This window comes from Rhodococcus sp. IEGM 1406, assembly GCF_030056745.1.
Classification (GTDB): Bacteria; Actinomycetota; Actinomycetes; order Mycobacteriales; family Mycobacteriaceae; genus Rhodococcus_F; species Rhodococcus_F erythropolis.
In genome coordinates this window covers 705,241-717,793 of sequence record NZ_JASHKO010000001.1, presented here as the reverse complement: position 1 = coordinate 717,793, position 12,553 = coordinate 705,241, and the positions used below count along the sequence as shown (strand labels likewise).

The following is a 12,553-nucleotide window of genomic DNA, read 5'->3' as shown; positions in this document are numbered from 1 at the left end:
ACGTTACGACCGGTCGGTCCGAAAAATTGAAAGCTTATGTTCGGGACGCAGGAATCAGGACCGCGGAACGCGCCCCATCAGGTAGAACTCCGGATTGGGCAGCATGCCGGAGAAGCTCGCCATGCGATTGCTCAGCCCGAAGAATGCAGTGATCGCGGCGATGTCCCACGCGTCCTCGTCGCCGAAGCCGTGCACACGGAGGGTGTCGAAGTCGACGTCGGCGATTTCGTGCGAGGCGGAGTTCACCTTGGTGGCGAAGTCGAGCATCGCGCGCTGACGATCGGAGATCACTGCGGTGCGATAGTTGACCGCAACCTGGTCGGCAACCAGCGGCTTCTTCTCGTAGATACGCAGAATCGCGCCGTGCGCGACAACGCAGTACGTACATTTGTTGGCCGCAGAGATCGTGGTGACGATCATTTCTCGATCGCCCTTGGTGAGTGCGGAATCTTCCTTGAGCATGATCGCGTCGTGGTATGCGAAGAATGCCCGGAACTCGGCTGGCCGCCGAGCGAACATCAGGAAGACGTTGGGCACGAACCCTGACTTCTCCTGGATCTCGAGAATCCTGGCGGCGATGTCCTCGGGCACCTCGGTCAATTCAGCCTGCGGAAAACGGGTGCTCACTGTGCCTCCTGGTCAACCATCGATGTTCGATTCAAGATAATGATGATTAACTGAGTTGTCCAGATGCATTTCCTGCCCTACTTTTTCGGGCACGGATAGTCGGGTACGACCCAAGTGATCTGCGTAGCGTGAAACCCGTGAACAGGAAGACACGATGATCGACGGACTGAACCGCGCGCTCGACTACATCGAAAGCAATCTGAGCGGCGAGATCGACACAGCCGAGATGGCAAGGCTGGCAACCACCTCGGAGTATCACTTTCGGAGGATGTTCTCGGCCCTGGCCGGCATTCCCGTATCCGAATACATCCGTCGACGTCGACTCACCCTGGCCGGTGCCGAGTTGTCCGTCAGCAGATCAGGCGTGTTGGAGACCGCCGTGAAGTACGGCTACTCGTCCGCGGAAGCCTTCACACGAGCGTTCACCGCATTTCACGGCGTGAGCCCCGGCACGGTCAAACGCGCTCCCGCCGTTCTCAAATCACAACCGAAACTTGTCATTCACGTGACGTTGGAAGGAGCCACACCGATGGACTACATGCTTGTGGACAAACCTGCCCTGACGGTAGTCGGGTTCAAGACCCGGGTTCCACTGGTACACGAAGGTCCCAATTCTTCGATCGAAGATTTCACCCGCTCCGTCGACAAGGTTGCGTTGCGCGGGTTGCGCGAGCTGTCCGATCAGGAACCGGCGGGAATCGTCAGTGTCGTCGACAATTTGGCGCATCCCAGAACCGAAGGTACAGAACTGGATTACTACCTGGGAGTGGTCACCGGCAAACCTTCACCCACGGGTTTCGATGTGCTGACGGTCGACGCACACACGTGGGCCGTGTTCACCGCCGACGGGTCGGCAATCGAATCTGTGCAGTACTTGTGGCGAGATATCTACACGGAATGGTTCCCGGCCAACCCTTTTCGCTCCGTACCTGGTCCCGAGATCATGCGTACCGAATACAACGACGATTTCACCGTCGCGCGGTTCGAGCTCTGGATTCCGGTCGAGAGCGAGCTGAACGACGTCGGGGCGTAAAACAGCCGCCGGGTCGGATGGAAGTCACGACCCGGCGGCTGAGCCATCAGATGAAACAGACTGTCAAAGAATCAGTTTCGCTCCGGTAGCGGCAACCACGTCGTCGACGCTGATGCCCGGCGCCGTCTCCACCAGGCGGAGACCGTCGTCAGTCACGTCGATCACGGCCATATCGGTGATGATTCGCTGGACGCAGCCCTTACCGGTCAGTGGAAGCGAGCACTCCTCGACGATCTTGTGCTCACCCTTCTTCGAGACGTGCTCCATCATCACGATGACGCGCTTTGCGCCGTGGACCAGATCCATCGCGCCGCCCATGCCTTTGACCATGTGGCCGGGGATCATCCAGTTCGCGAGGTCTCCGGTGGCACTGACCTGCATGGCACCGAGCACGGCAACGTCGACCTGGCCGCCGCGGATCATGCCGAACGACGCTGAGGAGTCGAAGAACGACGCACCGGGGAGAACGGTGATGGTCTCCTTGCCCGCATTGATCAGCTCGGGATCGAGTTCGTCCTCGGTCGGGTACGGCCCCACGCCCAGAACGCCATTCTCCGAATGCAATACAACGGTGATGTCGGTCGGGAGGTAGTTCGGAACCAGCGTCGGCATACCGATGCCGAGGTTCACGTACTGCCCGTCCTCGAGTTCGCGCGCGACGCGGGCCGCCATCTCTTCGCGGGTGAGTTTGGTGGGTAGTACAGAAGTCATGCTCGTACCGTCCGATTCTCGATGCCGACCGTCACGGGGCCGACGTGGACAACACGCTGAACGTGAATGCCCGGCGTGTGGATCTCGGCAGGGTCGAGCTCACCCGGCTCGACGAGGTGCTCGACCTGCGCAATGGTGATGCGCCCCGACGTTGCTGCAGCCGGATTGAAGTTCTGGGTACTCGCGCGGTAGACGAGGTTGCCGTGCCGGTCACCTTTCCAGGCATGGACCAGTGCATAGTCGGCGACGATGCCGCGCTCCATCACATAGGTGACGCCGTCGAAGTCACGAGTTTCCTTGGGCGGACTGGCAACTGCGATGCCGCCGTTGCCGTCGTAGCGCAGTGGCAGGCCGCCGTCGGCGACCTGGGTGCCGACGCCGGCCGGGGTGAAGAACGCGGGGATGCCCGCGCCCCCGGCGCGCATGCGCTCGGCGAGCGTGCCCTGCGGCGTGAGTTCGACTTCCAGCTCACCGGAAAGGTACTGACGCGCGAACTCCTTGTTGGAGCCGACGTACGAGCTGATAGTACGACGGATACGCCCCTTCTCCAGAAGCACTCCGAGCCCGAACCCGTCGGTGCCGCAGTTGTTACTCACCGTTTCGAGTGATGTCGCGCCCTGCTCTAGGAGCGCATCGATGAGGATTTCCGGCACTCCGACGAGCCCGAAACCTCCGACAGCGATCGTGACGCCGTCCGGCACGTCGGCGACGGCCTCGGCAGCAGTGGGAATGACTTTGTCCATCATGTCGATCACAGTAGCGCGGTGCGTACGTATTGTGAACCCCCGTGCGCATCACGAACATTTTTCGCCCCCGGCATTGCCTGGGTCACATCTACGAACTATTCTGTTCGCAGAGCGCAACACATGTACACATTGCGAACAACTTCACGTAACCGAACGACGAGGTTCCCTATGCTGCATCTACCGCCGAGGTACCAGCGGCCGACTGGCGTCAACGCCCCGGCCGATTTCGCGGACTACAAGACCACTTCCCTTCGCCACCCGAAGCAACCGCTCAAGCTGCTCCCCCAGCGCCTCACGGAGCTCACTGGGCCGGTATTCGGCGAAGATCGCGTCGGCGCCGGCGAAAACGACCTGACCATTGCCAACGGCGGCGAAGCACAGGGACAGCGCATCGTCGTTCACGGCCGTGTACTCGACGGCGACGGAAAGCCGGTCCCCCACACACTGCTCGAGGTGTGGCAGGCCAACGCCGGTGGACGCTACCGCCACACCGGCGACAACTGGCCCGCGCCGCTGGACCCGTTCTTCAACGGGCTCGGTCGCTGCGTGACCGACGCGAACGGCCACTACAGCTTCACCACGATCAAGCCGGGCGCCTACCCGTGGATGAACCACGACAACGCCTGGCGACCGGCCCACATCCATTTCTCGCTGTTCGGCACGGCATTCACGCAGCGCCTCGTGACGCAGATGTACTTCCCCGAAGATCCGATGTTCTTCCAGGACCCGATCTACAACTCAGTGCCCGAAGAAGCCCGTCACCGCATGGTCAGCGTCTTCGACTACGACGCCACAGTCCCCAACTGGGCTCTCGGGTTCCGCTTCGACATCGTCCTGCGCGGCCGTAATGCCTCCGTATTCGAAAACGAGGAAGACCACGATGACTGATCGCACCGCGAAGCCCGCACCCACTTATCCGGTCGTCCCCGGCGACTTCACCACCGCCCCCTTCGGGGTCACGCCCTCTCAGACCGTCGGACCGTACTGGCACATCGGCCTCCCCTGGACGGACGGCCCCGACGCTGCCCCGACCGACACCCCCGGACGAATCACGCTGGCCATCACGGTGATCGACGGCGCCCGCACACCCGTCGCCGACGCGATGATCGAAACATGGCAAGCCGATACGCTCGGGCGCTTCAACCATCCGGACGATCCCCGCGGCGCAGTGGACCTCACTCCGGCGGGTTTTCGCGGATTCGCCCGCAGCGCAGCAGATTCCACCGGCACCGCACTGGTCCACACCGTCAAGCCCGGAGCGCAGCCCACTGAAACGGATGCGGACGAGGCGCCGCACGTCAACGTGTCGGTCTTCGCTCGCGGCATGCTCGACCGCCTGGTCACCCGCTTGTACTTCCCCGAGGACACCGACGCACACGCAACAGATCCGGTGCTGTCCTCACTGAGCGAAACCGAACGCGCGAAGTTGGTTGCAACCAAGGTCGACGGTGGGTACTCCTGGACGGTCTATGTTCAGGACGAGGACGCGAACGGCGTCGAGACGCCCTTCTTCGAGTTGTAAGAGGAGTACACATGCCCACTCGCGGCGCACTGTTCGACCCGGTGTTCGGGGCCACCCGAGTATCGGAGCACCTGTCCGACCAGGCGTGGGTCACCGCGTTGCTCGACGTGGAGGCCGCACTGAGTTGTGCGATGGCCACCGTCGGGTTGGCCGACGGGGAACATTGCGCCGCGGTGGCGACCGCCGCAGCTGAACTCTCACAACCTGGCGGCCTGGACATCGTGGCGCTCGGCCGCGCGTCGGCCGCCGGCGGAAATCCCGTCATTCCGCTGGTGAAGATGCTGCGCGAAAGGGTGGGACAGGAAGGTGTGCCTGCCTCCGTGGTGCACCCGGGCGCCACCAGTCAGGACATCATGGACTGTGCGCTGATGCTGTTGACGCGACGCGCGGGCGCGGTGGTTCTCGCCGACCTGACCCGCGCCGCCGATTCCGCCGCCCACCTCGCCCGCATCCATCGCTCTACTCCGATGGTCGCGAGAACCCTGGGACAACAAGCACTTCCGACCACCTTCGGGCTACTGGCATCGAGTTGGTTCACCGCACTCGACGCCGCAGCGATTCGTCTCGAAATCGTGCTGTCCACGTTGCCGGTTCAATTCGGCGGAGCCGCAGGAACACTCGCTGCGTTGTATCCCGACGGGCTCAGGATCGCGGACGCGCTGGCCGACGAACTCGGTCTGGCCAGGCAGGTCACTCCCTGGCACACCGACCGCGTGACCATCGCAGAACTCGCGACCACACTCGGTATCGTCGCCGGCGCCGTTTCCAAGCCCGCCACCGACATCACCGTCATGGCGTCCACCGAACTGTCCGAGGTCGCCGAGAGCGCTCCGGGCGGCTCATCGGCCATGCCCCACAAGCAGAATCCGGTTGCCTCGATCACCGCCCGCGCGGCAGCGCGACGCACTCCCGCACTGGTGGCCACAGCCCTGTCGAACATGGATCACGAATTCGCTCGCGCCGCAGGCCCCTGGCACGCCGAGTGGGAAACCGTCACCGATCTCCTGCGTCTGGCTGGCGGAGCAGCGCACCAGCTTTCCGTGAGCCTCACAGGCCTGCAAGTACACACCGAGTCGATGGCTCGCAATCTCGACATCACCGGTGGCCTGATTCTCGCCGAGCGTGTCACCAAGGCCCTGTCCGCGCACACTGACCGAGCGCGCGACATCGTCACCGCGGCAGCCACTTCCGGAACCAGGTTGGATCGTGATCCCGCCATCGCAGAGCACCTGAGCGAAACCGAGATCGCCGAACTACTCGACCCCGCACACTATCTGGGCCACGCCACCGATCTGGTCGACCGCGCCCTCGCCGAACGCCCCACAGGAGGATCTCGATGAGCGTCGCGCTCAACTTTCAACAGACCGGCAATCCCGATGCCCCGGCAGTGGTTCTCCTGGGTTCACTCGGATCCGATCTGTCCATGTGGCAGCCGCAGATTCACGCGCTGTCGAATCGCTACCGCGTCATCGCCGTCGACCATCGCGGCCACGGCAAGTCACCGGTGCCTGCGGGCCCCTACTCCATTGCCGATCTTGCCGGCGATGTCATCGCTCTCCTCGATTCGCTCGAACTCGAGTCCGTACATCTCGTTGGGCTCTCCCTCGGCGGCGCTGTCAGCCAGTGGATCGCCGCGCACCACCCCACTCGCGTCGAGACGTTGACGTTGATGTGCACGTCCTCGCAGTTCGCCCCGGCTCAGCCGTGGATCGATCGTGCGCAGGCTGTCCGTGCGGACGGCATCGCATCCATCGCGGCCGCCGTCGTCGGACGCTGGTTCACGCCGGGACTGGCCGAAAACGATCCGGAACTTGTCGCCCGCCACGTCGCGATGGTCGAAGCCACACCCGACGAGGGTTATGCCGCCTGCTGCGAGGCGCTTTCGATGTGGGACGGCCGCGCCGACCTGGCCCGCATCGTCGCTCCGACGCTCCTCGTCGCAGGCGAGCAGGATCCGTCGACACCTCCGGCGACGTTGAGCGCGATCGCCGACGGTATCGCCGATGCGGTACTGCACGTGGTCGATCCCGGCGCACACCTCGCCAACGTCGAACAGGCCGGGTGCGTCACCAAACTGCTTGCAACGCATATTGCCTCGCACACATCTGCGCTCGCCCAACGTAGCGCCGCGGTAGGGGCAGGTATGACCGTACGACGTCAGGTGCTCGGCGATGCCCACGTCGACCGTTCCATCGCCGGTGCCACCGAGTTCACGGCCCCGTTCCAGGACTTCATCACTCGTACGGCGTGGGGCGACATCTGGTCACGCCCCGGCCTCGATCACCACACCCGCAGGCTCCTCACTCTCGCGATCCTCACTGCCGTCGGCAACGAACACGAACTCGACATGCATATTCGCGCTGCGCTGCGTGCCGGGATCGATCCCGACGAACTCGTGGAAGTATTTCTCCATACCGCGGTCTATGCGGGTGTGCCGAACAGCAACTTGGCTTTTGCGCTGGGAAAGCAAGCACTCGCGGACCTCTCGGCCGAACCTGAGGAGAACGAGACAACATGAGTGAGAACAGCAGCGAGCAAGCGCCGGGACCGTCACCGGACTACGTGCAGTCGCTGGCCCGTGGGCTGTCCGTCATCAAGGCTTTCGACGGTGAGCACCCGCGTCGCACCCTCAGCGAGGTTGCCAGGCACACCGATCTCACGCGTGCGACTGCTCGCCGCTTCCTGCTCACACTCGTCGAACTCGAATACGTACGTACTGACGGTTCGGTGTTCTGGTTGACGCCCCGTGTCCTCGAACTCGGCTACAGCTACCTCTCCAGTCTGTCCCTTCCCGAGATCGCCGGGCCGCATCTGGAAGCCTTGTCCGCCAAGGTCCGTGAATCCACGTCCGTGTCGATCCTCGACGGTGACGACGTCGTGTACGTGGCCCGTGTTCCGGTCAGCCGCATCATGACGGTTTCCATCACCATCGGCACGCGCTTTCCCGCGTACGCCACATCCATGGGTAGGGTTCTGCTCGCCGGCTTGCCGGACGACGCCCTGGACGCCTACCTCGCCCGAGTGTCCTTCGCCCGCCTGACCGGCAAGACCATCTCCACCGCCGACGGTCTGCGTGCCGAACTCGAGAAGATTCGCGCCGACGGATTCGCGATTGTCGATCAGGAACTCGAAGAGGGTCTGCGCTCGCTCGCCGCACCCATCCGGGACGCAACCGGTGATGTGGTCGCGGCTGTCAACATCTCCACCCAAGCCGCCCGCTACAGCGCCGAAGCTGTTCGCGGTGAACTGGTTCCGGCCGCAGTCGCCACCGCGGACGCCATCTCCGTCGATCTCGGACGTACTCAGTCGTCCAACAATCACTCGGCAGCCACTCGCTGACCGGGCATACCCAAGGAAGAACCAATGCCTGACGTTGTCATCTGTGAACCGCTCCGTACCCCTGTCGGCCGCTTCGGCGGTGTCTTCCGTGACGTAGCCCCGGAAGATCTCGCCTCGGCGTTGATCGCCGAACTCGTCACGCGTACCGGCATTTCCGGCGCGGAGATCGACGACGTCATTCTCGGCCAGGCTTCGCCGAACGGTGAAGCTCCGGCGATCGGACGCATCGCGGCGCTCAACGCCGGTCTGGGCGTCGATGTTCCCGGCATGCAGGTGGATCGCCGGTGCGGGTCGGGATTGCAGGCAATCATCCAGGCCGTCATGCAGGTTCAGTCCGGTGGCAGTGATCTGGTCCTCGCGGGTGGTGCCGAGTCGATGAGCCAGGCTGAGTTCTACGCAACCGGAATGCGTTGGGGTGTCAAGGGTGAAGGTGTTGCGCTCAGCGATCGTCTCGCGCGCGCCCGCGTGACAGCCGGCGGACGCGACTTCCCGGTTCCCGGCGGAATGATCGAAACGGCAGAGAACCTGCGCGCCGAGTTCTCCATCAGCCGCGAAGATCAGGACGCACTCGCGGTGCAGTCGCATCAGCGTGCTGTTGCTGCACAGAAGAACGGCGTCTTCGCCGAGGAAATCGTTCCGGTATCCGTTCCGCAGCGCAAGGGCGAGGCCCTGCTCGTCGACACCGACGAGCATCCGCGGGCCGATACTTCGATGGAATCGCTTGCACGCCTTCGTCCCATGCGCGCAAAGATCGACCCGGACTCCACCGTGACGGCAGGTAATGCCAGCGGCCAGAACGACGGCGCAGCGCTGGCGATCGTCACCACCGCAGACAAAGCCCGCGCACTCGGACTGCGACCCCTCGCACGCCTGGCAAGTTGGAGCGTTGCCGGAGTTCCCCCGCGCACCATGGGCATCGGTCCCGTCCCGGCGTCGGAGAAGGCACTCGGCCGCCTCGGATTGACCTTGGCGGACATGGATGTCATCGAACTCAACGAAGCCTTTGCGGCACAAGCACTTGCAGTCCTGCAGAGTTGGAAGCTCGAAGCCGACGACCCGCGCGTCAACCCCAACGGCTCCGGCATCTCCCTCGGCCATCCGGTCGGTGCCACGGGTGGACGAATCCTGGCCACCCTGTTGCGCGAGATGGACCGTCGCGAAGCACGTTACGGCCTCGAGACGATGTGTATCGGCGGCGGGCAGGGCCTGGCTGCAGTGTTCGAGCGCCTGTCCTGATCAAGCCCCGACGTGCGCGACGCCAGGGTCACCGAGTTCGCCGCGTAGACCGTCGAGAAAGACACGCAGCAGTTCGGTGAGTTCGGTCTGCTGCTGCTCGGTGAGAATCGACGTCAGTTCGGCTTCACGGCCGAGGACTCGGTCCACCAATTGCTCCACCAGTTCGTGACCGGCGGCAGTGAGGGTCACGAGCACTATTCGTGACCCTTGCGCGGCGGAGGACCTCTCCACCAGACCCGCGTTCTCCGCGCGCGCGAGTCGCTGCGAGATCGCACCGGCCGTGACTCCGGTCTGCTCGGTGATCTGGCGAGTCGTCAACTGATACGGCTCGCCGGATCGCCGCAGGACACTGAGTAGGTCCAGCGTGGCCGTGTCCGCACCGGCCGAGGCGAGTACCCGTCGGCGATCCTCACCGAGCAGCTTGGCGCACATCCACAGCCTGGTCACGATGCCGATACCCTCTACGGGCGTGCCCGGCCTTTCGCGAAGCCAGGCCAACGCAACCGCGTCCACTGCGTCGTCCGGGTTGTAATCGCCCACCACTGCACACCTCATTTAGCTCTAAATGATACGTTCGTCGTATAGGTCTAAACGTAGCTCACGGAGGTAGGCATGACACGCACAGTTCTGGTAACCGGCGGCGGAACAGGGATCGGGCGCGCAGTTGCAGCGGCGTTCGCCCGAGACGGAGACACAGTTTTTGTCACCGGCCGACGCACGGAACCACTCGAAAAGACCGCGGAGGAGTTGGGTTCCGATGTTCACGCCTTGACGTGTGATAACTCCGACCCGAAAGACCTGAAGCGGCTGCAGGATTCGCTTCCGGGAACCATCGACGTCGTGGTGCACTGCGCCGGTGGCAACACGGACTTCGATCGCGAAGCACCGTCAGATCTGGAATCCCTGGCCGCCGGGTGGCGTGCGAATCTGGACTCCAATCTCATCTCGGCAGTGCTGACCACAGCCGCAGTTCGCGATCGAATCCCCAGCGGCGGTGCCGTCATCACCATCGGATCGATTGCCGCCGACAAGGGCGCGGGCGCATACGGCGCTGCCAAAGCCGCAGTTGCGACGTGGAATATCGATCTGGCCGCCGAGCTGGGGCCCGAAGGCATCACCGCGAACATCGTCTCCCCCGGCTACATCGCCGACACCGAGTTCTTCCGAGACTTTCTGACGGACGAGCGTCGCGCGATGCTGATCGAGTCCACCAGCACCAAGCGCGCCGGAACACCGGACGACATCGCATCAGCCGTCCACTTCTTGGCCTCACCTGGCGCCCGGCAGATCACCGGTCAGGTATTGGCAGTCAACGGCGGTGAGAGAACCAGTCGCTGATCAGGCCAGGTGGCGCCCGAAGAACGAGTCGATTCGCTTCCAGGCATCCTGCGCTGCAACAGGATCGGGACCGATTCCGAGGATGCGCTCCAACGGACGAAGCACCTTGGGTCCGGCCTCCGCGTCGTTGAGGAACGCGTGGCCGGCGGTGGGGTACTCCTTGACGTCGTTCTCGATACCGGCATTGCTGAGCGCCGTCTCCAGTTTCGCTGCCGCACCGCGGAGCGAGAAGTCCTTGCCTCCGAAACTCCCGACGATCGGGCACGCATCCACCACGGCCTCATCGAGTTTGCGTGGAAGCTGACCGTAGTTGACCGAGGCAGCGTCGAAATCTCCGGCGCTGACCATCGCGAAGCCGCCGCCCATGCAGAATCCGATGACACCGATCTTTCCGGTGCAGTCCGGGGATTCCACCAGCCAACTGCGAGCGACTTCGATGTCGGTGAACGCCTTGCCGTGTCCTCGAAGCATCGACGTCATGGTGGGCACGAGGCACCGCTTCGCCCCGCCCGCGCTGTAGAGGTCGACAGCAAGCGTCAAGAACCCCGCAGCGGCCAGTCGCTTGGCTTGCCGCTGCATCACCTCCTCGAGCCCGAAGGCCTCGTGAATCATCACTACCCCCGGCCACGGGCCGGGGGTAGTGGGTGTTTCGAGTATCGCTCGCAGCGGTTGTGATCCGCCGACTACTGCGGCGCGGCCCGTCAGATCTATGTCCACCATGTCTCGATGCTAGGCCGACGCTGCGTCCGTAGGCTCGGAAGCGAGGTCAGGGGAGCTGTTTTCCCTGGCCCGCCGCAAGCCCGGTCAAGACCTCGGCGAGCTGCGGCAAGGCGTACGGCGCGCTCAGTGGACCGAAATTGTCGACAAAGGCATTCGAGAGCAGAAGTTCGACCGGCGCATAGGCTCGCGCCTTCACCGCGGGGAGGTTCTGGAAAACTGCGAAGTTCTCCAGCCTCGTCGTCGCTTCCTGATCAGAAGCGAGGCTGAGCAAAATGTCTGCGGGTGCGAGTACCTCCGCCTGCTCCATCGACAGCGCAGTCATCTGCTCGGCGTTGTATCCGCGATAGTTGAGTCCGAGTTCGCGCAGCAGAACCCCGGGCGCACTGGCATCCCCCTGCACATACAACTGATCGCCGTACATCGAGCCGATCATGATCGTCTTGCCACCCAAGCCATTCAGCGAAGCGGCGGTGTCGGAGATCAGGGCGTCGGTCCGGGCGATCGCTGCAGCAGCGGCCTCGTCGACAAAAGCGGCCTGCCCGACCGTGGCGACGCCGTCACGCCACGAGGTGGTCCAGTCCAGCGCGATGACCGGCGCGATCTGGCTGAGCCTCTCGGCTGCCGGTTCGAGATAGGTCTTCATTCCGATGATGAGATCCGGTGAGTAGCGCGCGATGATCTCCGGGCTGATTTCGCCTGTGGTGTCGAAGCTTTCGAGATCGGCTATTCCAGCGGTGCTCTGCCAAGGCAGTGCACCGCGGTCCCACGCACCCGTATTACCGTAGGCGACTGGGTGAACGCCGAGAGAGAGCAGGAATTCGAGATCCGTGAAGTCGCTGGCAACAACGATCCTTTCCGGCTTCCCCGAGATCGTGGTGGTGCCGAGCGCATTGATCACCTCGCGTCGTTCGCCGGCATCAGCGGCATCTGACGTAGTCGAACAACCCGCAAGGATGGCGGCCGCTGCCACCGCACCGACGCCGAAGAACCCACGGCGACTGAGCTGGTCCACCAGTTCAGACGTCGTGGATTCACAAATCGTTCCGTACATGTATGCACTCTCCTTCTCGGCGACTGCTGCGCGCGCCGAGGGCACAGCGAATGAGAGGTTAGCCCACCCTCATCTTCGATAGGGTTCCTACGTTTGCGATTCCGAGAGATCGGAGCGATAAATATGGACCGTTCTCGAGCGGACAAGTACATTCCCGCTGATCTATCACCGCAGGCAGTTGGGCGAGCCACCAGTCCCTGCCTTCGGCGATCGGGTCGCTCCAGCGTCGA

The 12,553-nt window shown here is 63.5% G+C and carries 14 protein-coding genes; 8 read left to right on the top strand and 6 right to left on the bottom strand.

Annotated features, from left to right (window positions below):
• Window positions 1-54 precede the first annotated feature (54 nt).
• Complete coding sequence (locus tag QM596_RS03460) at window positions 55-627, bottom strand: peroxidase-related enzyme (protein ID WP_283308139.1); 573 nt, start codon at window positions 625-627, stop codon at window positions 55-57.
• Window positions 628-781: 154 nt separating this feature from the next.
• Here QM596_RS03460 and QM596_RS03455 point away from each other — a divergent pair, with 154 nt between their 5' ends.
• On the top strand, window positions 782-1,660 hold the full coding sequence (locus QM596_RS03455; RefSeq protein ID WP_020970940.1) for an AraC family transcriptional regulator: 879 nt from the start codon (window positions 782-784) through the stop codon (window positions 1,658-1,660).
• Between the two features lie 63 nt (window positions 1,661-1,723).
• On the opposite strand, the gene QM596_RS03450 is transcribed toward QM596_RS03455, so the two are convergent.
• Window positions 1,724-2,371, bottom strand: coding sequence for a CoA transferase subunit B (locus QM596_RS03450; RefSeq protein WP_019745502.1), 648 nt, complete (start codon window positions 2,369-2,371; stop codon window positions 1,724-1,726).
• Entirely contained in the window at window positions 2,368-3,114 is a 747-nt protein-coding gene (locus QM596_RS03445; protein WP_283308762.1) for a CoA transferase subunit A, read from the bottom strand. The genes QM596_RS03450 and QM596_RS03445 overlap by 4 nt, the downstream gene beginning before the upstream one ends.
• A 171-nt stretch (window positions 3,115-3,285) precedes the next feature.
• Between QM596_RS03445 and pcaH the strand changes: the two genes are divergently transcribed.
• From pcaH to QM596_RS03415, 6 genes are read left to right on the top strand one after another with little or no spacing between them, the layout of a single operon-like run.
• Window positions 3,286-4,005, top strand: coding sequence for a protocatechuate 3,4-dioxygenase subunit beta (gene pcaH / locus QM596_RS03440; RefSeq protein ID WP_046379373.1), 720 nt, complete (start codon window positions 3,286-3,288; stop codon window positions 4,003-4,005).
• Window positions 3,998-4,639, top strand: a complete 642-nt coding sequence (gene pcaG, locus QM596_RS03435; RefSeq protein WP_021331870.1) for a protocatechuate 3,4-dioxygenase subunit alpha — start codon at window positions 3,998-4,000, stop codon at window positions 4,637-4,639. The genes pcaH and pcaG overlap by 8 nt, the downstream gene beginning before the upstream one ends.
• A gap of 11 nt (window positions 4,640-4,650) precedes the next feature.
• Window positions 4,651-5,979, top strand: a complete 1,329-nt coding sequence (gene pcaB / locus QM596_RS03430) for a 3-carboxy-cis,cis-muconate cycloisomerase (RefSeq protein ID WP_097386805.1) — start codon at window positions 4,651-4,653, stop codon at window positions 5,977-5,979.
• On the top strand, window positions 5,976-7,157 hold the full coding sequence (gene pcaDC, locus QM596_RS03425) for a bifunctional 3-oxoadipate enol-lactonase/4-carboxymuconolactone decarboxylase PcaDC (RefSeq protein WP_283308138.1): 1,182 nt from the start codon (window positions 5,976-5,978) through the stop codon (window positions 7,155-7,157). Before pcaB ends, pcaDC begins: the two co-directional genes overlap by 4 nt.
• Window positions 7,154-7,978, top strand: a complete 825-nt coding sequence (locus tag QM596_RS03420; protein WP_007730008.1) for an IclR family transcriptional regulator domain-containing protein — start codon at window positions 7,154-7,156, stop codon at window positions 7,976-7,978. The genes pcaDC and QM596_RS03420 overlap by 4 nt, the downstream gene beginning before the upstream one ends.
• A 24-nt stretch (window positions 7,979-8,002) precedes the next feature.
• Complete coding sequence (locus QM596_RS03415) at window positions 8,003-9,214, top strand: acetyl-CoA C-acetyltransferase (protein WP_283308137.1); 1,212 nt, start codon at window positions 8,003-8,005, stop codon at window positions 9,212-9,214.
• Here the strand turns inward: QM596_RS03415 and QM596_RS03410 are convergent, their stop codons facing one another.
• Window positions 9,215-9,754 carry a MarR family winged helix-turn-helix transcriptional regulator gene (locus tag QM596_RS03410; protein ID WP_259116600.1) on the bottom strand — a complete coding sequence of 180 codons (540 nt, stop codon included), beginning with the start codon at window positions 9,752-9,754 and terminating at the stop codon, window positions 9,215-9,217.
• A 72-nt stretch (window positions 9,755-9,826) separates the two neighbouring features.
• Here QM596_RS03410 and QM596_RS03405 point away from each other — a divergent pair, with 72 nt between their 5' ends.
• A complete protein-coding gene (locus tag QM596_RS03405) occupies window positions 9,827-10,552 on the top strand; it encodes an SDR family NAD(P)-dependent oxidoreductase (protein WP_020909286.1) in 726 nt (241 codons plus the stop codon).
• Here the strand turns inward: QM596_RS03405 and QM596_RS03400 are convergent, their stop codons facing one another.
• Together QM596_RS03400 and QM596_RS03395 are read right to left on the bottom strand one after the other, a co-directional pair.
• Complete coding sequence (locus tag QM596_RS03400; RefSeq protein ID WP_256062819.1) at window positions 10,553-11,272, bottom strand: dienelactone hydrolase family protein; 720 nt, start codon at window positions 11,270-11,272, stop codon at window positions 10,553-10,555. It lies immediately after the preceding gene.
• A gap of 46 nt (window positions 11,273-11,318) precedes the next feature.
• Window positions 11,319-12,368: an ABC transporter substrate-binding protein gene (locus tag QM596_RS03395; RefSeq protein WP_019745511.1), complete on the bottom strand. Its 1,050-nt coding sequence runs from the start codon at window positions 12,366-12,368 to the stop codon at window positions 11,319-11,321.
• Window positions 12,369-12,553: the final 185 nt, after the last annotated feature.

Bases quoted from the DNA above. Each gene is read 5' to 3' on its own strand.
- QM596_RS03455 (WP_020970940.1), top strand. From the start codon at position 782: ATGATCGACGGACTGAACCGCGCGCTCGACTACATCGAAAGCAATCTG.
- QM596_RS03450 (WP_019745502.1), bottom strand. From the start codon at position 2,371: ATGACTTCTGTACTACCCACCAAACTCACCCGCGAAGAGATGGCGGCC.
- QM596_RS03445 (WP_283308762.1), bottom strand. From the start codon at position 3,114: ATGGACAAAGTCATTCCCACTGCTGCCGAGGCCGTCGCCGACGTGCCG.
- pcaH (WP_046379373.1), top strand. From the start codon at position 3,286: ATGCTGCATCTACCGCCGAGGTACCAGCGGCCGACTGGCGTCAACGCC.
- pcaG (WP_021331870.1), top strand. From the start codon at position 3,998: ATGACTGATCGCACCGCGAAGCCCGCACCCACTTATCCGGTCGTCCCC.
- pcaB (WP_097386805.1), top strand. From the start codon at position 4,651: ATGCCCACTCGCGGCGCACTGTTCGACCCGGTGTTCGGGGCCACCCGA.
- pcaDC (WP_283308138.1), top strand. From the start codon at position 5,976: ATGAGCGTCGCGCTCAACTTTCAACAGACCGGCAATCCCGATGCCCCG.
- QM596_RS03420 (WP_007730008.1), top strand. From the start codon at position 7,154: ATGAGTGAGAACAGCAGCGAGCAAGCGCCGGGACCGTCACCGGACTAC.
- QM596_RS03415 (WP_283308137.1), top strand. From the start codon at position 8,003: ATGCCTGACGTTGTCATCTGTGAACCGCTCCGTACCCCTGTCGGCCGC.
- QM596_RS03405 (WP_020909286.1), top strand. From the start codon at position 9,827: ATGACACGCACAGTTCTGGTAACCGGCGGCGGAACAGGGATCGGGCGC.
- QM596_RS03400 (WP_256062819.1), bottom strand. From the start codon at position 11,272: ATGGTGGACATAGATCTGACGGGCCGCGCCGCAGTAGTCGGCGGATCA.